Source organism: Chania multitudinisentens RB-25, assembly GCF_000520015.2.
GTDB classification, from domain to species: domain Bacteria; phylum Pseudomonadota; class Gammaproteobacteria; order Enterobacterales; family Enterobacteriaceae; genus Chania; species Chania multitudinisentens.
The window spans coordinates 1,515,648-1,540,066 of record NZ_CP007044.2 but is presented as its reverse complement, the minus strand read 5'-3'; the positions used below and the strand labels follow the sequence as shown (position 1 = coordinate 1,540,066).

The 24,419-nt window shown below is 50.3% G+C and carries 15 protein-coding genes and 1 pseudogene; 2 read left to right on the top strand and 14 right to left on the bottom strand.

Translation table 11 applies throughout. The annotated features are described in order from the left end of the window. Positions 1–140 precede the first annotated feature (140 nt). A complete protein-coding gene (gene pmbA / locus Z042_RS06710; protein WP_024911074.1) occupies positions 141–1,481 on the bottom strand; it encodes a metalloprotease PmbA in 1,341 nt (446 codons plus the stop codon). A 255-nt stretch (positions 1,482–1,736) separates the two neighbouring features. Here pmbA and yjgA point away from each other — a divergent pair, with 255 nt between their 5' ends. Then, positions 1,737–2,285, top strand: a complete 549-nt coding sequence (yjgA, locus tag Z042_RS06705; protein ID WP_024911073.1) for a ribosome biogenesis factor YjgA — start codon at positions 1,737–1,739, stop codon at positions 2,283–2,285. 33 nt (positions 2,286–2,318) lie between these two features. Here yjgA and Z042_RS06700 read toward each other — a convergent pair whose 3' ends face one another. The 5 genes from Z042_RS06700 to Z042_RS06680 all read right to left on the bottom strand — a co-directional run bounded on the left by Z042_RS06700 (position 2,319) and on the right by Z042_RS06680 (position 7,506). Next, entirely contained in the window at positions 2,319–2,618 is a 300-nt protein-coding gene (locus Z042_RS06700) for a barstar family protein (RefSeq protein WP_024911072.1), read from the bottom strand. A 112-nt stretch (positions 2,619–2,730) separates the two neighbouring features. Then, positions 2,731–3,573: a sugar phosphate isomerase/epimerase family protein gene (locus Z042_RS06695; RefSeq protein ID WP_081758415.1), complete on the bottom strand. Its 843-nt coding sequence runs from the start codon at positions 3,571–3,573 to the stop codon at positions 2,731–2,733. A 106-nt stretch (positions 3,574–3,679) separates the two neighbouring features. Next, the gene (locus Z042_RS06690) at positions 3,680–4,993 is read right to left on the bottom strand and encodes an ABC transporter substrate-binding protein (RefSeq protein WP_024911070.1); all 1,314 of its coding nucleotides are present in this window, start codon (positions 4,991–4,993) and stop codon (positions 3,680–3,682) included. A gap of 15 nt (positions 4,994–5,008) precedes the next feature. Further along, positions 5,009–6,193, bottom strand: a complete 1,185-nt coding sequence (locus tag Z042_RS06685; protein WP_024911069.1) for an oligogalacturonate lyase family protein — start codon at positions 6,191–6,193, stop codon at positions 5,009–5,011. 2 nt (positions 6,194–6,195) lie between these two features. Continuing rightward, on the bottom strand, positions 6,196–7,506 hold the full coding sequence (locus Z042_RS06680; protein ID WP_024911068.1) for a Gfo/Idh/MocA family protein: 1,311 nt from the start codon (positions 7,504–7,506) through the stop codon (positions 6,196–6,198). 115 nt (positions 7,507–7,621) lie between these two features. On the opposite strand from Z042_RS06680, the gene Z042_RS06675 reads away from it, so the two are divergent. After that, positions 7,622–9,217, top strand: a complete 1,596-nt coding sequence (locus Z042_RS06675; RefSeq protein ID WP_024911067.1) for a hypothetical protein — start codon at positions 7,622–7,624, stop codon at positions 9,215–9,217. 399 nt (positions 9,218–9,616) lie between these two features. On the opposite strand, the gene Z042_RS24835 is transcribed toward Z042_RS06675, so the two are convergent. From Z042_RS24835 to Z042_RS06630, 8 genes and pseudogenes are all read right to left on the bottom strand, one after another. Then, a complete protein-coding gene (locus Z042_RS24835; protein ID WP_071882797.1) occupies positions 9,617–9,892 on the bottom strand; it encodes a hypothetical protein in 276 nt (91 codons plus the stop codon). A gap of 405 nt (positions 9,893–10,297) precedes the next feature. Then, positions 10,298–10,645, bottom strand: a complete 348-nt coding sequence (bamE, locus tag Z042_RS06665; RefSeq protein ID WP_024911065.1) for an outer membrane protein assembly factor BamE domain-containing protein — start codon at positions 10,643–10,645, stop codon at positions 10,298–10,300. 12 nt (positions 10,646–10,657) lie between these two features. Then, on the bottom strand, positions 10,658–11,155 hold the full coding sequence (locus tag Z042_RS06660; RefSeq protein WP_154666891.1) for a hypothetical protein: 498 nt from the start codon (positions 11,153–11,155) through the stop codon (positions 10,658–10,660). A 427-nt stretch (positions 11,156–11,582) separates the two neighbouring features. Further along, on the bottom strand, positions 11,583–11,867 hold the full coding sequence (locus tag Z042_RS06655) for a hypothetical protein (RefSeq protein ID WP_236849223.1): 285 nt from the start codon (positions 11,865–11,867) through the stop codon (positions 11,583–11,585). Positions 11,868–12,045: 178 nt separating this feature from the next. Further along, positions 12,046–13,142, bottom strand: a protein-coding gene (locus tag Z042_RS06650; RefSeq protein ID WP_154666890.1) for an IS3 family transposase whose coding sequence is annotated in 2 segments (ribosomal slippage) — positions 12,046–12,893 and positions 12,893–13,142 — 1,098 coding nt in all. Because the reading frame shifts where the segments join, the coding sequence is not laid out codon by codon here. Between the two features lie 68 nt (positions 13,143–13,210). Further along, positions 13,211–13,525 (bottom strand): annotated as a pseudogene (locus Z042_RS06640) (transposase); the annotation flags it as partial. A gap of 161 nt (positions 13,526–13,686) precedes the next feature. Further along, on the bottom strand, positions 13,687–14,049 hold the full coding sequence (locus Z042_RS06635) for a hypothetical protein (RefSeq protein ID WP_024913291.1): 363 nt from the start codon (positions 14,047–14,049) through the stop codon (positions 13,687–13,689). A 9-nt stretch (positions 14,050–14,058) separates the two neighbouring features. After that, a complete protein-coding gene (locus Z042_RS06630; protein WP_024913292.1) occupies positions 14,059–24,399 on the bottom strand; it encodes a hemagglutinin repeat-containing protein in 10,341 nt (3,446 codons plus the stop codon). Between the last annotated feature and the right edge of the window lie 20 nt (positions 24,400–24,419).

The window sequence follows — 24,419 nt, the reverse complement described above, 5'->3', positions numbered from 1 at the left end:
TTAATCGCTCATTAACAATAGTCAATTAACCACAACAACAGCAGTGCAAACCGAAAATTTGTCGATATTTTCAGCCTTAGCCTGAAAGTTGCAGAGTAACAGGTGAAGATGGCCGGCAGAACACCGGCCAAAGGATAGAATTACTGACCGGCGATCTTCATTTCCGGCAATAGAATGGAACCACATTGAATATTACTGCGGGTTTCGATATCACTGCCGATGCTGACAATGCTGCGCAGCATCTCTTTCAGGTTACCGGCAATGGTGATCTCACTGACCGGATACTGAATCTCGCCGTTTTCCACCCAGAAACCGGCGGCACCGCGTGAATAGTCACCGGTAATGCCGCTGACGCCTTGCCCCATCAGTTCGGTCACAACCAGGCCGGTACCCAACTGCTTGAGCATCGCGGCAAAATCGTTACCCTGCCCGGCGATACGCCAGTTATGAATCCCCCCGGCATGCCCGGTGCTGTGCAGGCCCAGCTTGCGCGCAGCGTAGCTGGTCAGCAACCAGGTTTGCAGTACACCATCCTTAACGATATCGCGGCGCTCGGTACGTACACCTTCGCTGTCGAACGGTGTCGAAGCCAGCCCTTTCAGCAAATGGGGATGTTCTTCAATGGTCATCCATTCCGGTAGGATCTGTTTCCCCAGCGAATCCAGCAGGAAAGTGGATTTACGGTAAACGCTGCTGCCGCTGATGGCCCCCACCAGATGGCCAAACAGCCCGGTCGCCACTTCGGCTGAAAATAATACCGGGGCTTTCATGGTGGCCAACTTACGCGGTGAAAGGCGTGCCAGCGTGCGGCGAGCACATTCCTGGCCCACCCATTCGGGGTTAGCCATATCGCCCATGGCCCGGCCAACGGTATAGGCGTAATCACGCTCCATATCACCTTCGTGCTCTGCGATCACGCAGCTGGATAACGAATGGCGGCTGGAGCAGTAGCTTTGCAGCATACCGTGGCTGTTGCCAAACACCTTGATGCCGTAGTGACTGTTGAAACTGCCACCTTCGGTATTGGTGATGCGTTTATCCGCTGCCAATGCAGCCTGTTCGGCCCGTGCCGCCAGCTCGATCCCCCGCTCGGCATCCAGTTCGCTCGGGTGGAACAGATCGAGATCCGGGGCTGAAAATGCCAGCAGATCTTTTTCCGCCGGGCCAGCATAGGGGTCTGGTGAAGTGTAACGGGCAATATCCAGCGCCGCTTGCACCGTGCGGGAAATGGCATCCGGGCTGAGATCGGTTGAAGAGGCACTGCCTTTACGCTGTTGATAATAAACGGTGATCCCCAATGCCCCATCGCTATTGAACTCGACGTTTTCCACCTCGCCAAAACGGGTGCTGACACTGATACCGGTAGTTTTGGTTACGGCAACTTCTGCCGCATCTGAACCAGCTCGTGCCAGTTCTAAAGCCTGTGAAACGGCTTGTTCCAGCGCCTTGCGCTGTTCTGCAACTTGAGTGACTACTTTCATCAATCGGCCATAATTAATCAGAAAATCGTTGAGAAAAGTGCCGTGGCGGCGTGGTTTTATTTCAGGCTATATTGCTGCAAAAAGAACACCCGCAGCAGAGCAGAACATAGCCTAATCTATTTTTGAGTTTATACCCTAAATAATTCGAGTTGCAGTCAACACAGCTGTAATTTGAAGTATGGCGGGTATACGTTGAATTTCGCATAATGCCAGCAACCTGTTAGGATTAGCCTCTTTTTTTTAACGGAGCCGACGATGAACAAACAACCTGAAGACTGGCTCGACGATGTCCCTGAGAATGAAAACGAGGACGATGACGAGATTATCTGGGTCAGTAAAAGTGAAATTAAGCGTGATGCTGAAGCACTGAAAGACTTGGGTACTGAGTTGGTCGAACTAGGCAAAAACGCACTGGAACGCATTCCGCTGGATGAAGACCTGCGTATCGCCATTGAGCTGGCGCAAAAGATCAAAAAAGAAGGCCGCCGTCGCCAAATCCAGCTGATTGGCAAAATGCTGCGCGCCCGTGACGTGGAACCGATTCAGACCGCGCTCGATAAGTTGAAAAACCGCCATAATCAGCAGGTTTCACTGTTCCACAAGCTGGAATCTCTGCGTGACCGCCTGGTGACAGAAGGTGATGATGCGATCCCCACCGTGCTGGAACTGTACCCAGAGGCCGATCGCCAACAGTTACGCGCACTGGTGCGCAACGCACAAAAAGAGAAGGCCGCTAACAAGCCGCCAAAATCGTTCCGCCAAATCTTCCAGTACCTGCGCGATCTGGCAGAGGCACAGCAGTGATCGCCAACGGCATTTAGAGGGGATGGACGCTGTTCATCCCCGGTGATGCTGCGCCGAATTACCTGTTTCACGGATATTGAACCGCAGGTTACCTTCCAGTTCTTCTTCCGCTTCTTCAAACAGCAGAATAATGGCACCAAAGCGGCGTTTGCGGCGGGCGTTGAGATTGGCAAATTCAATCTCAACCGGCAGCTCGATATCACCGGTCACCACATCCCAGAGCGCATCAAGATTGGCGCCAAACCCTTCCCCTAACGCAAACTGAGCGGCAAATTGCTGATAAAACGCCGGTAGATCAGATATCTGATTAAAATCGAATTCTATTTTCCCCATCAGCTCACTCCATCCGCATGAAGTTTTTCTCATGGTCACGCGTGACAAACATCAGACCATCTTCTGAGTATAGCCCTTGATGTTGGTGATGGGGGGCGGTGTTATCTAGCGCTTACTGACGGGAAGCGCTAGCGCACGCCAACTGGCGCAGCCGTTCAATAAAAGGTTTCGCCTGTTTAATAACCGTTTGGGCAGAAGGGCGGCATAAACACTCAAGCGAAATAGCGCCCTGGTAACCGGATTGCTGCAAGTGCCGATAAATATCCTCAAAGGCCAGATGTCCATAACCAGGAAAAGCACGGTTGGAATCAGCGAAATGCACATGATGCAGGCTCGGCCCCATCCGTTGAATAGCAGCGGCAAAACTCTGGTCTTCAATATTGGCATGAAATACATCCCACAGAATACCCACGTTGGGCGGCATGCCTATAAACTCAAGGAATAACATCATATCTTCGGCACTATTAAGGTGACTGATCTCATAACGATTTAACGCTTCAATAATCAGCGTAACACCACATTTTTGCGCATAGTCGATACAAGGTGCCAGCCCCTGTGCCAGTGAATGCTTATATTGCTCGATACTCAATGCAGTTTCTGTGGCTCGCAATGAGCCAATAGTGACATAGGAACCCAATATCGCCGCCGCATCAATATGCTGATATATCCGCTGCCGCGTGCGCTGTAATAAAGCGTCATCTGCTGCCAGTAATGACAGCCCTTCCCGTTTACGTGCCTGCCCGGATGCAATGGTGGTGCAGCCCAAACCGTGTTCAGCTAACGCATGCGCTATAGCGATAACATCAACATTGTTGTAATCGGCAATACATAACTCCGCAGCATCAAAAGTGCTATTTTTCAGCCATGCCAAGCCCTGATAAAATTGTTTGGCACTGAACGGGGAAAATATTGCGTCATACTGGCAAGTAAGTGTGGCACTGAATGTTATCATCATGTCATTCCATAAGATAAATATATAGCTATAACCACAGCAGATCCTCCCCGAAAAAATATATAACTCGGGGAGGTTCAATTCCCTAATGTGGCTCAATTATGCTAATTTATTTCATTGTTTTTTTCATAATTCGATCGGCACTTTTCGCAAAAGAGGATGCCGCATCTTTTACCGATAAATCACCCTGATCGATTTTCTGGATAGTTTCATGATACAGCGCCACAAACTGCGGATAATCAAAATAAGCAGAGGTCGGAATATTATGAGGTAATGCCATAAAAGATTTCAGACCTGTGACAACAATACTGTCCTCTTTAATTACGCCATTTTGCAGCAGCTGTTGATAAGCAGTTTGGCTTAATGGCACACCACGCTCCAGCCCCAAGGCTTTTACCCCTTCAGGTTCATTCATCAGGAAGTTAATCAGCAAAGCCGATTCTTCCGGGTGTTTGGTGTTACGGCTGATGCTAAACATCATCGTGGGTTTAAAGAATAGTCCCGCATCTTTCGCCCCTGGCAGCATGAAGAACGGCCCCAGTTCTAATTTATTCTTCGGTGCGGCCAGGTTATTCTGATACATCAAGGCATTGGTATTCCACATATAAACCCCTCCCCACGTACCGTTAATCCACGGGCTCATTTCCCATGTATTGGCATTACCGTATGATGTCAGTACGCGTTTGGAAGGGAATACATGACTATCCACCAAGTCTTTATATAGTTGGAAAAACTCCTCCCACTGCTGAGGGGTATAGTTAAATTTCGCATTTTTTTCATCAATCGCAGGAATATTGTATTTCTGTACCATATAGGATTGTAACAGCGTCAGTGACTCCATATAGTCCAGCACCAATGGGTAGCTGTTTTCATCCTTAGCCTTAAATGCCAAGCCTGCCGCTTTTAATTCATCCCAACTTTGCGGGTAAGCGACTCCCATCTCCTGCCATTTTTCTTTATTGTAATAAAAACTGCGCGCGGTCGCTGCGACTGGAATACCATTCAGTTTACCATTCACCGTAACGCTCTCTAGCGACTGCGGATCGTACTGCGTTAAATCCAGCGTCTTTGCCACCTGATGTAAGTCATAGAATCCGGTGCCATATTTAGAGAAAATCGGCAGCCAGTTCCAATTTGTTTGAATTACATCCGGCTCTTTTCCTCCGGCAATCTGGGTGGTTAAACGGGATAAATACCCTTCCCAGCCCGCATATTCTGCTTTAACTTTAATATGCGGGTATTTCTGTTCGAAAGCTTTTATTGCCTCCAACGTTGCCTGATGACGAGCATTACCGCCCCACCAGGAAAAACGTAATTCAACGTCTTTCGCTAAAGCCATACCTGATGTAGAAAACAGAGTAGTGGTAAACAATGTTGTGGCAAATAAGCATTTTGCCGCAAAGGTAACCGATTTTATCAGCATAACGAAATCCTTTTATTATAATTGAATACTACGTAGAACCGCGTCAGGAATACTGGCCAAATACAACGCCGGCTTGCCATCTTTATCGGATGAAAACAGCACTTTTTTCTCATCGGGAGTAAATGATGGATGAGGATGAGTCACCTGGCGATCGCCATCCAATACCGCCCATGAACTGCTGTGTTTGGCAATTTTATGCGTTTGTTTATTTTTCAGGTCAAAGAGATACAGGTAAGGATCTGTCACATCGCCATAGCCTTCATTATCAACGATATCAATCGGTTTCCCTGAGCCATCACCGACAGCCAGCCGCCCATTGTCATTGCTCATCACATGGGAACAGGGCGGCATTTCGACGATTTTTTCATCTTGGCCGCTGATAGGATCGACACGGCATAGATAACGCACCGGGCTGTCTTTCACATAGGTGACATACATCATGGCGGAGCCGTCTGGCACCCAAAACTCATGGGTATAGCTCTCACCCGGCGCTGGCTCTTTCACTTTACGAATATTGCTGCCATCTTCATTCATCAACCACATACGGGTATCAACCCGATCCAGCGGCCCCTCGTGGCAAAATGCCACCGTGTTATCATCGTAAGGGCGATAAATCGGGTGACCCAACCACTGATTTTCCTGTAATAACGTGGTGCTCTGGCCGGTCTGCAAATCAATGCGGATTACCCGGCACAGCGGGTTTTCCTCGTAAAACGTCTGGAATACGGTCCAGTCACTGACTGGCCGCCAACTGTCGCGATGAATTTCCACCCCCACCAATTGAGTACAGGCAGTATTGGCTACCCAGGTGCCGTATCCAACCCACTCATCTGCCACCTGATAAACCGAGGTTTCAGTCAAATGAGGATCTTGTAACGCAACACGCATCAGATTGCGTTCACCTTTGACGTAATAGAGATACAATTCGTCTGGCGAGAGGAAACCGCCAAAGGTGTTATCACCCGGCCCCTGCGTCAATTGAGTGGCTTTGCCAGTGGCAAGTTCAAGCCGGTAATAATTGCGGAACCCATCAAACTCCGCCGCGAAAATAAGTGATTGCCCATTATCGAGAAAACACTTCTGATAGAAATAGTTACGATGACAAATAATATCGGGCGGCGTCAGGCGAGTGACCCGTGAACCGGTACTTTCATCAATATATTCATGATACTCCAGTGGATAAATATCGCCCTTTGCCATAATTACTGCTCCTTATTTTTCCGCGCCAATAACATTCTGGCGACCGGTAATTCATCAATAAAAACGGGCCGGTTACGCTGCATGGATAAATTGCCGCAGATCCCGGTCAGAATAGACATTGCCCCATCGTGATAATCAGCCCGCCGTTTGAGCGGATCAGGGGCTGGTTGACCAAACAGCTCTTGCAAAATCAAGGCATCACCGCCGCCGTGCCCCCCTTTGCCGTACTCCACCGCAATCTGCTCCGGCGCGCCAAACATCGGATACCAGGTAATCTGGCAGTCCATCAGGCTACCCTCTTCCTTGCGTTCGCCCCCACCATTGACGTAGGCGTTCTCTACCAGCTTCATTTCCAAACGCCCTTTACTGCCATTAAAAGCGATGTTTAATCCTTCCCAGGGTTGGTAAGCATTCAGGGAATAGGTCAACAACGTTTTATTGCGGTATTTCACCAGCACCGCCAAGGTATCTTCAATGCTGATACCATCACTGAATACGCTCTGATCCCGCAGATAACCGTCTTCATGCTCCGCTTCCAGATACAGGCTTTTCAGCATCGCCCGATCTTCCATATGTAAGGCAAACGGATCATGACGGGCATATTCCTGCTGATGGCAGCGCGGATAAAATTCGGTGACGCCACGGTTTTCTGCGTTTTCTCTGCCGTAAAAGCGCAAATCTCCTTGGGCATAAACCGATTCAGGTACAGAGCCGAGCCAGAAATTGACTAAATCGAAATGATGCGTGGATTTATGCACCAGTAACCCGCCGCTGTTGCGTTTGTCGCGGTGCCAGCGCCGAAAATAATCCGCGCCATGTTGGGTATTCAGTAACCATTCAAAGTGCACAGAAAACACTTCACCCAAGGTGTTATTGAGAATCAGCTCACGCAGCTTGCTGTGATGAGGGGCATAGCGGTAGTTAAACGTTACGCGTAAATCACGGCCTGTTCGCTCCACGGCATTAACAATCGCCAGGCAACGCTCAGCATCAACGGTCATTGGCTTTTCTGTGATGACGTCGCATCCCAACTCCATTGCACGAATAATGTAGCGATCGTGAGTGCGATCAACGCTGGTTACGATGACGATATCTGGCCGATGCTCGGCAATCATCTGCTCAAAATCAGCGGCTTTCCAGGTAGCGACTGCCCCATGCCCCCAGCTTTCAAGATTGCGGTTCGCATAATCCATGCGCGTCTGGTTGGTGTCACATAACGCCACCAAACGTGCCGACTGGGAGTAGCTTGTCGCAATCGCCTCCAAATACATTCCCGAACGCCCACCGGTGCCAACCAGTGCATAGGTTTTCATCTGTATTTCTCCTTCTTTTTCATTCTCTGGCAGGCGATTGACTCATCACCCCCCTCGTTCTACTATCCACTGACTTTGCTCGCTCACTATTTGCCCAGCATGTAAAAGGACCACAATGAGTAGCCAAGTACCGCTGCTGTTTCTTGAAGAAAACTCGCCCACCTTCTGGCAGTGGGGCAGTTTTCTTGAGGTGGTGCGCCTGATTAAAAAATACCAATTCAATGGGCTGATCCTGCACCAGCAGACGTTGATGGCATTGCTGGCTAAACCCTCGCCGTTATGCCGCCGCTCAGAGGTGGAACACCTGCTTCTGGCGCGCAATAACGCCCTGCACTACCTGCAAAGGGTTGGCCGCTACTGTGAGGAAAACCACATTCAGCTCTGGCTCCAGGGCGAAGCTGCCCCCAATAGCCATGACTTACGGCGCAAATTCCCTGAATACTTTCTCTCCGATACCCCTCACCCTGATGCTGCGTTCCTGAACCATTTTTTTGGTGAAGCCCTGCCGGAGATTCTGAGCCATCTACCTGCGGTGCGCGGATTGCGGCTCTCGCTCTCTACGCCCCATGTTCACCCCACTGAATGGCAGCAGGCGCTACAGCGCCTCTACCAGGGCCTGCGTCGCCAAGGGTGCCAACTCACACTCCGCGACTATCAGGATAAAGAATGGCCGCGCCAGCAGTTAAAAATGGCTCTGGATGGCTTACCGAACGATGTTCGAGCATCCATGAAAGCCACAGAGTTGGACTACCGTCCCGGTTTCGCCAACAACCCTAACCTGACCAGCCTAAGCGGTTACCGCAAATGGCTGGAATTCGATCTGTGGGGCATTGAATACGGCTGGACCTTGCTGCCCTGCTGCCTGTTGGACGAATTGCAAAAACGCTTACATTGGGCAACCCAAGCCGTGGGAGATGAACTCGATGCCGTGACCATCCGCATGAATTGGGAATGGATACCCAACAACCTGCTCACCGATTCGGTGAATGAACTCAATCTGTACGGTCTTTCCCAACTTATTCGCACTCCGCTCGCCCAGCCGCGCGACATCTTTGCCAAGTGGCTGGAGGCACATTGCCTGCGCCCGCTGCCGCAGCAGCAAATCGACAGCTTGTTTGCCATTTTTCTTTCAAGCCACGACTGGATGTGCAAAACCTCAAGCTTGCTTGGGCGGCTATTGCAGCGGCACAGCCAGCTCCCCACTGATTTCGAACAAGCGCTGCAATTGCTGCATATGGATACCCGTAGCGCGAACTGGGCCCAATCTTTCCAGCCGCTGATGCCCGCAGATGACGAAGCGTTAGGGGCACAGCAGATGCAACTCATTACGCTTGAAAAGCAAAAATCCCGTTTTCTGGCCGAATATCTATGGACCCAAGTCAGCAAACAGTTACCCGCTATGGCGCTGACCGATGCCTTTAAACAGAACCTGATTGACGCCTGGGAAAGAGCGGTCTGGTATACCCGCGCTTTCAGCCATGCCACTCACGCCTTTGCTCTCCGCCTATGGATACGCAAATATGGTGAACAGCCAGAGCAACGCGAACAGCTCCGGCTCGCTTTACAGACTCTGCGCCAATTTGTTGCCGACCTTGAACAGTGGTTTGCCACCCGTGGCTCACAGCACCCTTACACCTTTAACCTGCTGCTTGATCCACACAGGATTTTGCACCTGGCCAACAGCCTGGAGCTGGATAACACCGCTCCCTAAACCTGTGATTGAGAATAAGCCTTTCCTTTGGGTGATAAACCTGGGCGTGGGAGGCAGGCAGAGTGGGAAGCCGGCTTATTCAAGAGAATTGTGCGAAGCTTCACGGAACGCACAATTTGTGCGTGATGAGGATCACACAGTGGCAGCGAAAAAATGTGATGGCGAGCAAGGCTATCAACGCACTGTGCATAGCCAGCCAATAGCGGCAAGATTTGGAGTCGATTGAACACGGGAGCGAGGTGATTATCGGTGGCGACTGGCTTACCGAATCCGGCACTGCCAGGGCTGAACAACTGGAGGTCATCGCTGCGCCCGGTGTACTTCGGTTGCAACGGTGGGAAGTGGAAGGATTTAGGGCTTAGATGCAGGAATCCCGGCCAGTTGGCCGTGGCATTTTATCTAACACTTAAAAATACTCTTTGGGAACATTTTTAACTGTTCATCTAATAACCAATTCTCTGGTTTAGATTTTATACTGTTCCATTTAGCCCCGTTAGTAAGCCACTTCTCTCTATATCGTTTTATCCCTGCTAACGTTGCATCCTCATATCCAAACTCAACACCACAACAACCGCATATATTAAAAGTCGCATTCTTTCCATCATCACCCCAAGGTGGATCTGACTGATCAGCTCCACAAACTCGACAGACATAAAGCTCATTTTTACTATGCATTTAAATAACTCAAATTTTTTCATAACCATGAGCCACCGAATTAGGTTTGAACATAATCCAAGAAACGTTATCGGCTCTTTTGCTACAAATATGTTCATAGCAGAATTGTAATATACAATATCCCCATCAGGGCTAAGCTTGACCAATATTCCCGGTAGAGAATTGTTGAAAAAACTATGCACAACCTCTACATATTGCTTTAAGCCCAGGAATTAAGGGAACTCATACTTTGCTTCTAGAACCTATACACAAACTTATCTATAGGTTCTGATGCTATAAGAGAACAGTGCTATACACATCGGATAAATATTCCAAACGATATAAAACCCCTTAATCAATGGCATTGCCTCCCAGGAGATCGCCAATAATCAAGAGGTATTTCCAGCATGATAAATAAATATCTAATTATTGTTTTTTATAACTAATTTTTTTGAGAATTTTATTGTCATCAAAATCTAGAGATAAGGATATTTTCTCATCAAGATTTAAGAAAACAACCCCGTATAGACGACGATCGGTCTTTTCTGAAAAATAATACCAGCTATTCGAACCATTATAATCCTCAGGTATACTTGGCCGCCCTAAATACAACAATACATCACGCTTAGTTGACTTTCCAACAACAAGACTTTCTACTAATTGCTTTTCGCTATATTTAGAAATAGTTCCTTCCTTTGTTCTATCTATATTACCAACACAACCAGTAGTTAATAGAACGATAAAAAATAAAATAAATTTGATGCTTTTTCTCATGGGAAATACTCACTATTTTATAGATTCTAGTACGTATAGATTATTTTCATCATCATACTGTAATTGTGCTTTATACAATACACAGTAACCTAGCTTATCTTTTAAACTTGCCATAACCTCATAATATTTACCAGCCTTTGGAATAAAATTAACAGATACTGTACAACCTGTTGATGTGTAAACCACCCTCGTCATTACATCAGAGTAAATAGGAATTTCATAATAAGCATCTTCATAACGTTTGCTTTCACCCGCGGCCTTAGGAAAATCAGGCATGTTTTTTATAACTTTCGCTTCAATAGTGCCTTTATTTTCCTCCCCTTGATGAATAGTAAAATGAGGACCTGGAAAAGCTCTTTTATAATCCTCACCGATTAATCGTAACTTAGCCGTATTAGAAGCATTAACAGAGGGAGGTGTATAATTTGTTATGCCAAGCATTGAGCATCCTGAAATCATCAATAAAGGAATACTCACTAACAACAACCAGATTTTTTTAGAAAAACCCATTACATTAATACCTTTTCTTAACCAAGAGTAGAATTAAAATTCATTTTAAATTGACTATGTTAGTGTAAGTTACACTCCTATCTATTTCAAGATATTTTTGATGGGAAAAATCATTACCGATGTATTCAATAGGGTATGATTAGAGTTCCCAATAATACATATTAGAGTTTCATTAAAGAAAGAGTACAGATCCAATATCATGCTTCTGGGCAAGATTGAGATATTACCGCTAAGTATATTTTTTGGATAAACAGCCAATAAAACCTTAGCATGGTAATTACCGGCGGTGACTGGCTCATTGAGTCCGACATTACCAACGCTGAACTACTGGAGGTCATCGCTGCGCCCGGTGTATTTCGGTTGCAATGGTGGGAAACAGGCGTTTTCAGCGCTTAAAAGATAACCCCGGCTTTCCGGGGTTAGATAGCTACAGTGCTCGCTTGACAGCCACAAGCCAATCTTCCCACATAGCGGGGTCAGCAGGAGTTGATGAGTCACTCCAGAGCGTCCAATCCATAAAGCCTAATAACCCACCTATTTCATCTGATTTCGTTAGTTCATATTGATGCTCTAAAAAATAAAACATCGCTTTGTACGCTTGTTCTACCGTAAGCATTTTATTCTCCATCTTTACTACCTCACGGTTTAAGGATGATAATCCCGTTTCTGCACTGTAAGTTTTTGGTGGATTATTAACCCCTGCATTAATCACCTTATCACCTCGGGTTTGAACCCATGCCTGAGAACCGTCCGGCAACATACTGGCAGACCAATTGTTACCATATTGCTCTGAACCAAAATAGCACAACCTTCTACAACCACCTTCAGGAGATTATTCTCCAATTTTAAGGATGGTTCTCTGGCTAATTCAGCTGTAGTCCCTCCAGTTTTTAGTACCACCGCCAATGAGGATCTCCATTCAGTTTTTGCCTCGCATAGATAACGGGGGGCACATTGCCAAGTGAGCTATGCGGGCGTTCCTCGTTATATTCTGTACGCCAGTTTTCTGTTAATTCTCGCACTTCCGAAAGCGTTCGGAACAGATACATATCAAGTATCTCTATTCGCAACGTTTTGTTAAATCGCTCGATAAATCCGTTCTGCATCGGTTTGCCTGGCTGAATAAAATCAAGTATCACTCCGTGGCATTCTGCCCATTCGGCTAACGCTGCTGCTGTGAGTTCAGGCCCGTTATCACTTCGTATACCTCTTTCTGCACTGAGTCGTTCCAGTATACGAACAACACGATGAGCCGGTATATTCAAGTCAGCTTCTATGGCCAGCGCTTCTCGATTAAAATCATCGACGACGTTAAATAATCTAAACCGACGCCCGTCCAGCAACGCATCACTCATAAAATCAACCGACCAGCAGTGGTTTATTTTAAGTGGAGTAGCCAAAGGCTGGGGATGCCGGTTAGGTAAGCGTTTTTTCCCTTTGCGCCTGAGGTTGAGTTTTAACAGGCGATAGAGTCGGTAAACCCGTTTTGCATTCCATGACCGTCCTGCCTGGCGTAACTTATTGAACATCAGGCCGAAGCCATAGGCCGGATATTGATGTGCCAATTTTTGTAATGCCTCGATCACAGGCATATCCCGTGCCGTGTTCGGGCAGTAATGCAACAGGCTTCGACTCATCCCTATAATTCGGCACCCGCGTCGTTCGCTGGTCTGATGTTCCCTCATGACGTAACGCACCAGCTCACGCTTTTCAGGCACCGTTAAAGTTTTTTTGCTACAACATCCTTAAGAATTTCATGGTCTAAGCTCAGGGATGCATACATTTGTTTTAGCCGCCGATTTTCTTCTTCCAGCTCTTTCATACGTTTGATATCAGAGGATCCCATACCGCCATATTTGGATTTCCAGTTGTAGTAGCTGGCTTCCGATACACCGTTTTCGCGGCAAACATCCTTCACATGCCGGCCACCTTCAACTTCTTTCAGTACCCGCAGGATCTGGGTTTCAGTGAAACGCGCTTTCTTCATGATGAGCCTCCATTGGTTGCATTTTAACCAGAGAACTCCATTAAACTGTAAGACTAAATTCAGGGGGGACTACACATCTGCGTGATACGCGTCTGGTTTTTCTTGATTAATTGAGGCTCAAAGGTGTTTTCGCGGTCACGGGGTGTATTCAGCTCGACCTCGCCATCATCAGTGAGTAGCGTTTTGGACGAGTAACCATTACGGGTATTCGAGCCTGCTTTGGGGGCATTTTTCTCATGGCCGAGGTGCTCGGTCAGTTCAGCATTCAACGCTGTTTCGACGGTGAGCTTGGTCAGCATGCGAGAAAATGCATTGAGGTCAGCTTCAGTTTTAAGGCCTTTAGCCAGTTCGGCCGCAAGTGCCTTAAGTTTCTTTTCGTCCATAATTTGCCTGTCTCCGTTGTCAGGAAGAACATATCAAAAACAGGCAATTACACAATTTAAATTACAGTCTCATTTAGTATAGACAACCAGCCTGTACATAAATTTATGTACAGGCTCTTCCAACATCGTTCACAGGTTATATGAGGATAAAGTCTAACATTTTAAATTAAAGTTTCATTATCAAGCAATACAATGATATTTTCTTTTCCAAGTTCCTTACGTAACAATTCAGCCATTTCCGAAGTGTTCATTGCAGAAAAATATTTATCATTAACCGAGATCATAAAGCATGACTTTGCATCTTTTAGACCAAACTCTTCAGATATTAACAGATCCGTTTCTTTTTGGTATTTCTCAACAACATCAACTATTAGTTCGAGTTGTTGGCGAGTCAAAATTTCATTAGCATCATACATTACATATGAATTATTAAATACAGAATCATAGCGCGATTTAATCACATCTAACTTTTCCTGTAATAATCCAACATCTAATATTGTATAGCATGTAATATCAATTGCCATTTATTTACCTTATTTAATTCTTGCTGCCTTTCCAGATTGATCTATGACAATAACTTTATCTAACCCTTTAACGGGCCAATCGTTGAATTGCTTTTGTAAATCAGCCACTGTCACTTTTGAGTCAGCTAAATTAATCACAACACTATTTGTTTGACCTTTTTGTACTTTTTTATCTACTTCTCTCCATATATTTCTGATGTTGCTAGAACTCGGAGCATAATTATCGAATATTTCACCATTGATCTTGTAATCAGGGTTTTTAACTCCAGATGTAACTGGATTCTGCTCCACATGATAACCATTCTTTGAAAGAATCTCAGCACTTTCATTTTCTCTAACTAAAGAGCGTATATTCTCAGGTGTTGCATTTGGAGGAAGTTTAGTTTGTGAGCCAGTTAAAGACCCTGTAGTCCCCTTTCCAGAACTATTATCAACAAGTGAATTTGTCGCCCCCGACGTTGAGTTTTTACCACCCGACGCTACATCCTTCCCAAACTGCTTCGCCAGTGCACCCGATGCGACTACAGCACTCACACCACCCACGATGTACATTGAACCAACATAGGCTCCCGCTCGCGCTTTGGCTTCCTCTTCCGTATACCCAAACGACATGAACGCCTGCGTATACCCTTCCAGAATGTTGAACACTTCCTTCGCATTCGGGTCTGTAGAGTTCAGCAAGTTCATTATCTGCTGATAACCTGCTTGAGCCTCTTTAGGGTTCTGGTAAGTCTGGTTGATGTAGGTATCTAACGCGTCCCGAGCTTTTTCCCTTTCAGCCTGACAAGCATCACCGCTACCTTGGCAAGCCTGCATCACTGCAAGATCGCTTTCTAAATCCTTACGATTCAAAGCATCACGCTCTTGCTGTTCTTGTGGTGTCAGGTTCTGTTTATGGTTCAACTCCGTCTGACGACTCTTCTCCGCCGTGCTCAGATAGTTATTCTCCACCACCGTCTTGCCGGTCTGGGCCCCTGCCACAACATCAGCCATGCTGTCGCCTATCAGACCACCTGCCAACCCTGCTGCCAACGTGGCCAACGCTGAAACTGTCTGCTTTTCCGACTCACTCAGTTCACTAACTGACTTGCCGTAGGCGTTCACCGCGATCATTCCGAGGAGTTCCCCGGTCACCGCACCACCCGCGCTCACCAACGCGTTGTTCCCTTGTGCTGCCGACAGAGCCGCATTAACTGCGGCATGAGCCAGAGTACGGGCTGCTGGATCATTCGGCAACGAATCTGCGATCAGCTTAGTGATATACGGCGCGGCACCGTTAGCCAGTGCAGCCGCCATATCCCCTCCGGCCAATCCTTGAACCGCCGCCGTAGCCGCCTGTATCGCTCGTTGTACCTGGCCGCCAGTTCCAAAGCCCGATTCATTGAACGCTTTATCATAAGCCGTCTGATAAATCTGCTTGCTGATATCCTCCGAGGTTGGCTCCTTGCCAGGGTTGGCTTTCTTCCATTGAGCTTCTGCGGCGGCGAGATCTTCAGGCTTAATGTCCTTCATCTTCTCGTTCGCCGCTTTGGTGGCAACAATCTGCCCCTGCGTACGGGCGATATCCGCTACCTGCCCGCCAATCTCCCCTATCAGTTGTGCTTCTTTAAGCCGATTCTGCTCTTTCTCCTTATCGAAGATCGGCCCGATGCTATCGTTGGCATTATCCGTATCCCGGCTCAGATCGGCGATATCCTGCTGCTGGTTCGCTTGGTCACGAATAACCACGCTACCGCCCGACACCGCCGCCTGAGTGGTGCCTTCTGCATGTCCTTTATTGCCCAGACCAGACAGCGCAATGCCACCCATATTGGTCAGCAGGTCTGAACCTACCGGGCCACCGCTGCTCAGGCTGCCGCCTTGATGCTCGGCCTTGTAATCGGCCTGATTATGGATATCGCTAAAGCCCAGCGTACCGGTATCCAGCCGATTTTTATCAGCCTCTGCCGTACTGGCAATCACAGCGCCATCAAGCAGGGTATGCTCACCCACCGTAACATCGAAGCCACCCTTGCCAGCATAAAGACCCGTTTGTTCCTGCACACTGTCGTAATTACTGTGCAGTTTGTCACGACTCATGCTCAGATTGGCTGAATTGCCGCTGCCCACAACCGCGACGCTGACGCCACCGCTAATGCTGGTCTGCTTCGCGTCGTAGTTATCGCTGTCCTGCTGGCTTTGCAGCGTCAGATTGCGTCCGGCATCAACCTTTACCGTTTCACCACTCGCCTGTGCACCCGCCAGCGTGGTATCCCGGCCACTGTGTATCGAAAGTGTGCCGCCGCTGTCGACGGTGGTTTCACTCCAGAATGTGCCATCGCCGTGCTCGTTACCCTGGCTCTTGTTGCCATTGGCAAATACACTCAGGCCACTGCTCGGCCCGCTCACCCCCAAACTGACGCCAATATTGCCGCCGCTGCTGCTGTTACTGCCGTCGGTTTTTTGCGTGTTCGCCGCACCGAGTAATTGCACATCACGGGCCGCATCCAGCGTGGTATCCCCACCCGCTTTCAACTGACTACCTGCGATCAGGATATCCCCACTGTCAGCGGAATTTCCCTTGCCAGTCGCATTGACCGTCAGGTTATTACCCGCTGTCAGCGTCGAACCGCTGACGGTTTTTTGTTCCTGATGTTGCTGTGAGGACGATTTTTGTGAGCCTAGTGAAGCACTAATACCCACCATACTCTTCGCATCGCCACCTTGTGCCTGCACCAACTGCCCCGCTTGCACGGCCTGAGCACCAGACAATGCCGCTTTAGTCCCCTGCAACGCGGCCAAGCGACCATCGGTCTCTTTCTGGGCCTGTTGCGCCGTGGTGACGGCACTGTTGACCGCGCTGCCAACCGGGCCAGATAACGCAACTGTAAGACCACTTTGCTTCTGCTCGAACTTTTCATCACGCCGATAACTGTCGTGCCCCGGGTCAATCTGTACGCTGTCACCGGTCACCGACAGGTTCTGGTTGGCAATCACATCCGCGCCGCCAATATGCGCTTTACCCCCCGCCACGATGTTCACATCGCCGCCGGTACTGCCAATGGTGCTCACACTCTGGCTCTGGGTGGTGCCGTCCTCGTTAACCTGATGGCGTGACGAGCTGCTGCCGATGGTGAACCCCAACCCGCCACCGCTGAACACGCCGCTCTTTTTCTTCTCGTTCAGTTGGTAACTTGATTGTTCTTCCGTTGCGGCCACAATCTCAACGTTATTCCCCGCTTGTAGGTTGATTTGACCATCGCCCACCACCGCCGAGCCTTTCACCGTCAGGTCATTGCCCGCAGACAGCGACACATTGTTGCCGCTGAGCATCGACCCTTGTTCCTGTGTCGCGTAGTCTTCCCGCACCGTATGGGTGGTGGTTTTCGACAAGAAACCTTTCTTGGTTTTAGTTTCCTCAAAGAAGCTATAGTCGCTCTCGGTGGCGCTGTTGAGCGTAATATCCCGCCCGGCACTCACCGCCACATCACCGCTGGCCTGCACCTGTGCCGCATTCAGGGTGGCATCACGATCGGCACTGATGGTGGTATTGCCACCGCTGGCAATTTCAGTACCTTGCTGGCGAATAGCTTCATTCACCTGCTGGCGCTTGCCACTTTTGCTTTCACTGTACTGGCTGGTTTGCTGAGTGTTGAGATTCACGTCACGCCCGGCACTCAGGCTGACGTTATTGTCCGCCGCTATCGCTGCCGCCTGTGAATTGATATCGCGACCAGCTTCCAGCGCCAGATCACCGCCGCTGGTCACCGTACTGCGCGTGGCATCGTTACTGCGCTGCTCAGTACCGTTGTTTTTCTGCCTGGTATTCTCTTCGTGCGTGAGCAGGTTGATATCACGCCCAGCAACCAGGGTAGCATCACTCTGGCTACCCACCTGACTGGCCTGCACATTCACATCACGGCCTGCGCTCACCTCTAGCGGCCCACCAGCACTGATTTCACTGCCCTGACTGCTGCGTGTCTCACTCTCTTTTACGCTTCTCCAACCCTGGTGCTTATCAGCATCGTAGGTCGTGTTTGCCTGAATGTTGATATCGTTCCCCGCCGACAGCGCCATTGCCCCACCAGAGGTCACTTTCGCCCCCAGAAGATCGATGTTGTTCCCAGCGCTCAGGCTCAGCGAATCACCGGCCCGAATAGTGCCGACATCACCGACCTCAGTACGCGACAGCGACAGGTTTTGTGGCAGCCAGCCGCCCAGTGAACCTTGCACTTCCCACTGACGCGTCAGCGTCTGGTTGATGATGCTGCCATCCAGGCTTTCCAACGCAACCTGATTGCCGCTGATGGTAGAACCGATATTGCTGATATCCCCGATGGCGCTCAGTTGCAGAGACTCTGCCGCATTCAGCAGACCGCCGTTCAGGTTGCTGATACTCCCTTGGCTGATAATATTCAGCCGTTCAGCGCCCTGAATGGTGCTGCCATCGTTGGTCAAACTGCCTGCGTTCAGGTTCACCTGATTGCCGCTGATCACACTGCCGTTCAGGGAAACGGTATCGCTGTTCGACAAATACAGCTTAGGTGCCAGCACCGTCTGGCCGTTAACGGTCACCTTCTCCCACCAGACAATGCTTTTGTCCAGTTGAGCAATCTGCGCCAACGTTAAGCTGACGCCAAATTGCAGGCCAAGGTCGGTCTGCGCCTGTGCCGCGTTGTCGATCAGATATTGCATCTGTGCCAGATCGGAACCGACGCCGTTGATATAGCGGCTTCCGGTCTGGTGCAAGACAGCATTGCTGATATAACGGGTATCAAAAGCCGCATCCCCGAGGAAACGGTAGTCGTAATCCGGGTTCAAATTCAGCCGAGAAAGAAAATAAGCCGAACCGATAAACTGCGATTGGTTGGTGTAACGGCTGTCTGTTTCCTGCGGTGCGCTGCCCGGCTGTAAGCCCAGCATCGCGTTCAGTGAATCAAACAGGCTGTTGTCGAGCTGCCCCAGGCCATCCAACTTAGGGTTGGTGGTGATAAGATATGGGCTGTTCGGATCAGGATTTGGCACAAAACGGCCATCGCTGCCGTTAGGCAACGGGTAATCCGCCAGATTTGCAGTATTGTTGCCCAAAGAACCCAGCGCGTTTTGCAGGTTATCTTTCCAGGCCGGTGTTCCCACAGAAATGCTTTGATCACCTGATAATTCCTGCGCTTGCGTACCTGCTACGTTACCCGGCTGCTGCAAGCCATCCAGCGTGGGTTTAGCCAGCGTATGGCTGATACTGCCTGCGTTTGGCGTGAGCGTGGTGTTACTGATATCACTGGTGAAATTAGCGTTAACTGCGCCGCCGGCTTGAATAACGGAGCGATAGAGTTCGCCATCTTCATTCACCGTCTCACGTCCGGTCAGCGTAAATTTAATGCTGTTATTGATCGGCCGTTTCCCTACTGGGAGTTGCAATGTTTCATCGGCAAATGAGGGATTTCTCTGCCCTCCACCCAACGAACCAATCTGTTCAAAATACTGATAAACAAAATAATCTGTGGAGGTGCCAGCCTGATAGCTTTGGTTGCTGAGCTGCCCGCCAGTCAGCATGATGTTGCGATTAGCAAGAATATCACTGGCATTATTTTCAAGGCTCCCAGCAAAAATGCTCAAATCCCTGCCCGATGCAATGCGTGAAGCCCCGCCCTGGCTGATGACATCGATCCGCGTTTGTGTTTGCGCAAACTTCTGAATCGCAGAATCAAGGAATGGCGCATAGTAGTAGTCCTTATGCTTAATATGATCGCAAGCACCATGGCCATTACATGAACCAACCTGCTGTGTCCATTCACGCAAATAGAACCCATAACTCTCTGGGTCCAGTTCGCCAATCGGGACGCTAACAAAAGCCTCTCCGATATTATTACCCACTCCCAGATTAACCGTTTGACTATCAACCACTAACCCATCACGCTGATTCAGCAAATGCGCGGTGTTAAGGGTGATATCACCGTTCTCGGTTTCAATGGTGCCGGAAGCGTTGACGATTTCGCTGTTGGCATTGCCTGCGGCATCCCGCTGCATCCACAGGCTGTCACCTGCCAGAATATCGCCGTACTGGTTGGTGATACGGTCCGCCAGCAGGTGCATATTGCCACCGCTGTACAGCATGCCGTTATTGAACAGTTGGCTCACCGCGCTCAGCAACAGATTGCCAGCGGTGCCGATAAAACCTGAGTTGCTGATTATGCTGCCACTCAGTAGCTGTACGTGACCGCCCGCTTGCAGGCTGGAACCGGCATTTTGCGTGATGCTCGCTGCGTTAATCCGCACTTCGCCGTTACCGCCGCGCAGTTGGCCGGCGTTGGTGAATTGCCCGGTGCTGTGAATAGCCAGGCTCTGGCCCTGTGTTGCACCGGCCAGGGTGATATCACCGTTGGCATCAAGGCTTAGCGCATTTCCTGCCGCCAAGGTGCCTTGTTGTATAAAAGAGCCGTTCAACGTCAACGCAATATTACCCAACGCCACCAATTGCCCAAACTGGCTGAGCGAACCGCTTACCAGCGCCAAATCACCGGCGCTGAACAGTTTGGCGTACTGTTGGTTTTCTATCTGCCGAGCCTGCAAAGCCATATGCTGCGTTGCCAGCACCGTACCTGCATTATTCAGACTGCCAACGTTCAGTTGCAGATACTCGCCCTGCACCGTTCCCTGGTTGTTGAAAATATCCAGCGTCAGCCGGCTATCACCTGCGGCAATCAGAGTACCGGTGTTATCCAGTTGGCTACCGTTAAAAGAGATACTGCCCGCTTGCAGCCAGCCGCTGTTATTGAGAATCGGTGCACTAAGATCCAACGCGCCCCCAATCACCAGCTTGCCTGCATTAAGCACCGGGCTGGTCAGCACCAGTTGAGTGGCCCCCGCGCTCTGAACAGTGCCTGCGTTATCCAGCCCTGCCGCGTTCAGTTGCAGCCCGTTCTGGCTGCGCAGATCGCCCGCCGCCAGGTTACGGAACACGCCGCTCAATTGCGCACTGAATGCCTCCTGCCCCAACAAGATGCCGCCGTTGGTGAGCTCTACCGCCTGCAAGGACAGCGTTCCGGCCTGTATGCGCCCTTGGTTATCCACCAGGTTGGCATTCAGGTTCGCCACGCCATTGCTCAGTATCTGCCCGCTCGCCTGTTGGGTGATATCACCGTTAATCTCGGCCTGAAGCTGATTGACCCCGGCTATCATGCCGTTGTTGTGCAGTGAATTGCCTTGCAGGGATAAATGGCTTGCCTGCCAGTTACCCTGATTCACTAACGCCAGCGCGTTAATCGCCGCTTCACCGTTGGTGATAATCTGGCTACCCACTCCGCTGTAAAGATTGCCGCTCAGATCCAGTTGAATACGCTGATTCGCCTGTAACGTGCCGGTACTGTCCAACTGATGCGCCGCCAGGATAATCCGCTCACCTTGCCACAGCCCGGCATGGCTGACTGCCGCCGCGTTCACCTGCAACTCACCGCCGCTTAAAAGCTTGCCGGTAGCCGCGTTATTCAGGTCCTGTTGCAGTTGCAGCAGCAACTGCTTCACACCGATCAGATTACCGCTGTTCGTCAGTTGATTGGCGTTCAAGCGTGTGGTGTTACCTTGCACTTCCCCATTATTGGTCAACTGTTGCGCATTGAGGGTAAGTTGGCTTTCACTGAGCACTTTCCCACTATTGGTCAACGTTGGCGCATTTAAGGCAATGGTTCCCTGGCTCAACAGTTGCCCGCTGTTGTCGAGCTGCTGTGCCACCTGCGCCGTGACGCTATCAATGCCCAACGCGCTGCCCGTGTTGATCCAGTTTTGCATCTCCACGTTCAAGTCGGCAGCCTGAATTTTGCCCCCGTTGCTCAATTGAGCGCCATACAAGGACAAAATCCCCCCTGCCAGCAAACGCCCTTCAAGACGGTTAATCAGCGTTTGTGTCTCAATATCGGCGTTGGCTGCGGCCTGTATCAAGCCACGGTTATCCAGATTCTGGGTGTTCACTGCCAACGTCTTCGCCGCCAGAGTGCCGCTGTTGTTTAACACAGGCACATCCAACGTCAGCCCCTGGCTTGCTACCAGTGAACCACTGTTATCCAGGCTGCGGGTAAACGCCAACTCAAGCTGCGGTGCACCAATCAGCCCGCTGTTAGTGAATTGTTCACCGTGCAGGTTCAGTGTTTGCCCGGCTTGTAATGCCCCTGACTGATGGAGCTGCTTGACCGCCAGCGTGAAATGCTGGTCAGCCTGCATACGCCCTTGCTGAATCAGGCTATCGCTGTGCCAATCCAGGTTATTGGCGACCATATCCGCACGGCTTTCCACCTGTGCACCACTGAAACGTAAATCCCCCAGCGTGGTGAACACCCCAGCAAGCTGTGCATCCTGCGCCACCGTTAATACAATGCCGTCTTTGGCCTGGATTTGTGCGCCGTCACCCGTGGTGAGCTGTTTACCGGTCACCGTCAGGGCACCATCGCCAGACAACAAGCCACTCAGCAGGAATTGGTCACCTTGCAGGCGGATATCACCCGCACTCAATAACGCCGAACCTGCTTTGGCGCTCAGGTTACCGGTGAGGGCAATGCGCTCCACCCCGGTAACCCGGCCGGCCAGCAGAAACTCACCGGCATCGACCTCCAGTGGCCCTGCGGCATACAGTGAACCACTCACGTCCAGCGTATCCCGCACCGTCAGTGCCAACGCCTGCTGTGAGCCAATCAGACCACGGTTATTGACCGCATCAGCATGCAACGTCAACGCGCCAGCCGCTTGCAGTTGGCCGTTATTATTGAGCTGCCCAACGTTAACCTTCTGGCTCCCCTGCGCCTGTATCAGCCCGCTGTTGCTCACGCTTTTTGCCGTTATTTGGCCGTGACGGTTAGCTGCCAGTTGGCCTGCGTTATTCAGGTTTTCGCTCTGTAATACCAGATCGCGCCCGGCGGTCAATTGCCCCTGCCAGTCCGCGCTACCGCTGAAGCTAAAGTGGATATCCCGCTGGGCGCTGAGCAAACTGCCGGTAGCACTTTGCAAGCTGTTACCCTGCACGGTGAAATCGCCACCGGAGCTGGCTTTCCCCGCCAGATTCAGCGTACCACCCTGCAGGCTAACGCCGTTCAACCCGGTAAGCTGAGAACCGCCGTCCAGAATCAAACCCTGCTGGGCTTCGAGAGTGACGGTTCCTGCCCCGAGCTGACTGTTCAGCCATCGCTGTTCACCAGCTTTCACCGCCAGCATTTGCGTAGCGGTCAGGTTGCCTTGTGCATCGGTTCCCGCCTGCACAGTGCTGTTGGCTGAACGCAACAAACCCGCTGCATTCAAGCGGATATCCTGAGTTGCACTGAGCGTCGCCTGATGCAACGCCAATTCATCCCCCGTGAAAGCCATTTGCCTACCGGCCTTCACCGAAGCATTATCCAGCACCATCTGCCCCTGGCTGTTCAAGATCACGTCCTGAGCGGCTTTATGGTTGCCACTCAGCGCTACCTCGGTAGCCTTAACGTTCAGGCTACCCTGCACCAGGCTGTTATTCAGGCTCAGCTTGCCGTTGGCATCCAGGGTAATATCCCCTTCACGGGCATTAAGGTTGCCGAGGTTAACGCCAACGCCGGTTTCGCTGGACACCAGATGAATACGGTTGGCATACATGCCACCCAGCGCGCCGGTGTCGATCGCCACTTTCGGCACTTCGCCCTGGCCGATGATCGGCGTTGTATTGCCTTGCGCATCCACTCGGTTGGCACCCAGCGTGATGGCCGCGTCTTTGGCATGCAGTTGCGCGTTGATGTCGGTGGCACGGGCAATCAGCGCAAACTTGTCGCTTTGGCTGGCATCCAGCCCGTTGCCCTGAATGCTGATCGCCCCTTGGGTCACTTCCAGCGCTTGCAGTTTGCCATCGGCACCCAGCACCGGTTTGCCGGTGGTCAAGGTGGCATTCGGCGTGTTGATAAAGCCGCAGCCGTCGCAGGTGATGCCATACGGGTTGGCGACCATTACGCTGGCCTGTTTACCCGCCACTTCCAGGTAGCCCTGTAACTGTGAACGGTTCGGTGTCACCACTTCGTTGATGATGCCCTGGGCTTCTTTCCCAGCCTGTAAATTGGGATTGTTCTGGATCAGACCGCCAAGCTGGGTCTGATTCAGTTGCCCGGTGGCGTTGTTGAGGATCAGCCCCTCTTTCCCCACGTTGAAATCGTTGTATTTATTGTGGGAAATACCAGCCTGGTTGGGGGTAGCGATGTTGACCACCGGCACGCCGTTGGCGGCCTGATCGAGTTTGGTATTACCGGTGGCGACATTAACGCCGCTGGCAACAGCGGGCAACACTGGCTGCCACACCAGTACCGCACACAGGGTATAGCTCAGCCAACGTTGGGTGGCATGCAGAGGACGATCCGTTGACTGACTCATGTGTTAAAACCTTTCCCTGG

Excerpts from the sequence above, each read along its gene's own strand:
- Z042_RS06680 (WP_024911068.1), bottom strand. The coding sequence starts at position 7,506 with ATGAAAACCTATGCACTGGTTGGCACCGGTGGGCGTTCGGGAATGTAT.
- Z042_RS06690 (WP_024911070.1), bottom strand. The coding sequence starts at position 4,993 with ATGCTGATAAAATCGGTTACCTTTGCGGCAAAATGCTTATTTGCCACA.
- Z042_RS06630 (WP_024913292.1), bottom strand. The coding sequence starts at position 24,399 with ATGAGTCAGTCAACGGATCGTCCTCTGCATGCCACCCAACGTTGGCTG.
- Z042_RS06675 (WP_024911067.1), top strand. The coding sequence starts at position 7,622 with ATGAGTAGCCAAGTACCGCTGCTGTTTCTTGAAGAAAACTCGCCCACC.
- Z042_RS24835 (WP_071882797.1), bottom strand. The coding sequence starts at position 9,892 with ATGCATAGTAAAAATGAGCTTTATGTCTGTCGAGTTTGTGGAGCTGAT.
- Z042_RS06635 (WP_024913291.1), bottom strand. The coding sequence starts at position 14,049 with ATGGCAATTGATATTACATGCTATACAATATTAGATGTTGGATTATTA.
- Z042_RS06700 (WP_024911072.1), bottom strand. The coding sequence starts at position 2,618 with ATGGGGAAAATAGAATTCGATTTTAATCAGATATCTGATCTACCGGCG.
- Z042_RS06660 (WP_154666891.1), bottom strand. The coding sequence starts at position 11,155 with ATGGGTTTTTCTAAAAAAATCTGGTTGTTGTTAGTGAGTATTCCTTTA.
- Z042_RS06685 (WP_024911069.1), bottom strand. The coding sequence starts at position 6,193 with ATGGCAAAGGGCGATATTTATCCACTGGAGTATCATGAATATATTGAT.
- pmbA (WP_024911074.1), bottom strand. The coding sequence starts at position 1,481 with ATGAAAGTAGTCACTCAAGTTGCAGAACAGCGCAAGGCGCTGGAACAA.
- yjgA (WP_024911073.1), top strand. The coding sequence starts at position 1,737 with ATGAACAAACAACCTGAAGACTGGCTCGACGATGTCCCTGAGAATGAA.
- Z042_RS06695 (WP_081758415.1), bottom strand. The coding sequence starts at position 3,573 with ATGATGATAACATTCAGTGCCACACTTACTTGCCAGTATGACGCAATA.
- bamE (WP_024911065.1), bottom strand. The coding sequence starts at position 10,645 with ATGAGAAAAAGCATCAAATTTATTTTATTTTTTATCGTTCTATTAACT.